Annotated in this window: 1 protein-coding gene; it reads left to right on the forward strand. The window is 70.7% G+C overall.

All coding sequences use genetic code 11. The features are described from left to right. The first annotated feature begins 343 nt into the window (after window positions 1-343). On the forward strand, window positions 344-1702 hold the full coding sequence (locus GV126_RS31500; RefSeq protein ID WP_159672988.1) for a beta-1,3-glucanase family protein: 1359 nt from the start codon (window positions 344-346) through the stop codon (window positions 1700-1702). Window positions 1703-1799: the final 97 nt, after the last annotated feature.

The raw sequence follows: 1799 nt of genomic DNA on the forward strand, positions 1-1799 counted from the left end.
CCTTGGGTGTGGGGGAGGGGCGGGCCGGCTGGAGCCACCGGCCGCCGCCCGGAACCTAGAGGTCTGCACCACAGGCGTCAAGTGCTGCACGGAACAAGCCAGTTGGCGCACCGAGCGTGGCCAGAAGTCGAAGGGGTGTGCCGTCCGCGCACTGCCGGACGGCTGGGAAGTCGCACGGTATGCCGGGTTCGTGGCACTGATGCGGTCGCGGCGGAACGGACAACTCCACTGAGTCCGCGTTCAGTTGTTGACGCATGGGGGCGGCCGGAGTACAAACGCCGGGAGAGCGCTCTCAGAACTGCACTTCCTCCATCCCCCACAGCCGCTCGGCTCTGGAGACCGCATGCAGACATCCCACCGCGCCCCGGGGCCGAGACCCCCGGCCGGCGCCGCCCGCTCCCGCACGGCACTCGGCCTGGTGCTCGCCCTGTTCGCCGCCTGCTTCTTCACGCTGACGCAGTCACCCGCCCGGGCCGACGACCAGCTGCTGTCCCGCGGCCGGCCCGCGACCGCGTCCTCGACCGAGAGCGCCGCCTACCCGGCCTCGGCGGCCGTCGACGGCGACCCGGGCACCCGCTGGTCCTCCGCCTTCGCCGATCCCCAGTGGATCCAGGTCGACCTCGGCTCCGTCCAGCAGATCACACATGTCACGCTGGCATGGGAGGCCGCGTACGCCACGGCCTACCAGATCCAGACCTCCACCGACGCCCGGACCTGGACGACGGTGTACTCCACCACGACGTCCACCGGCGGCACCCAGTCGCTGAACGTCAGCGGCAGCGGCCGCTACGTCCGCGTCAACGGCACCGCGCGGGCCACTGCCTACGGCTACTCCCTGTGGGCATTCGACGTGTACGGGCCAGGCGGGAGCACCGCGCCCGCGGACGACTTCTGGGGCAGCACGGCCGACATCCCGGCCGCGCACAACGTCGTCGAGGTGAAGGTCCTCAACCGCACGAACGGCAAGTACCCCGACAGCCAGGTGTACTGGACGTTCAACGGGCAGACGCACTCCATCGCGGAGCAGCCCTACCTCGACATGCCGGCGAACTCCGCGGGACGCATGTACTTCCACCTCGGCTCACCCGACAGCCCCTACTACGACTTCATCGAGTTCACCGTCGGCGACAACGTCTTCAACGGCAACACCACACGTGTGGACGCCTTCGGCCTGAAGCTCGCCATGCGGCTGCACACCAAGGACGGCTACGACGTGGAGGTGGGCGAGAACCGGCAGACCTTCGCCGAGGACCGCGCCACCACCTTCCAGCGCTTCACCGACGCGGTACCGGCTCCCTTCAAGGCGCTCGCCCAGACGCAGGCGCCCTACCGCATCATCGCCCCGGGCAGCTACTCCGGTTTCCGCTCCGGCGGCGCCGACGCCGATTACTTCACGTCCTACGCCCGCTCCGTCGGGGTCGACGCGGCCACCTCCGACATCTTCGGGTGCGCCGCCTCCCTGGCCGGCAACCCCGACCTGTGCGCGGCCCTGAACCGCCACGTGGCCACCCTGCCGGCCTCCCAACAGAGCGATCCCGCCCGGTACTACACGGCGGCCCCGGCGAACTACTACGCCAAGTTCTGGCACGACAACGCCATCGACCACCGCGCGTACGGCTTCCCCTACGACGACGTGGCCGGCCAGTCCTCCTTCATCTCCCACAGCAACCCCCAGTGGCTGCTGGTGGCCGTGGGCTGGTAGCGCCCGGCGGCCGTGCGGCCCACCGCACGGCCGCGGCGAGTACCGGGGCGAGCCGGGGTGTGTCCGGGCTCGCCCCGCACCCGTGCCGGTGGCGCAC

This window comes from Streptomyces mexicanus (assembly GCF_902506575.1).
In the GTDB taxonomy this organism is placed as follows: domain Bacteria; phylum Actinomycetota; class Actinomycetes; order Streptomycetales; family Streptomycetaceae; genus Streptomyces; species Streptomyces mexicanus.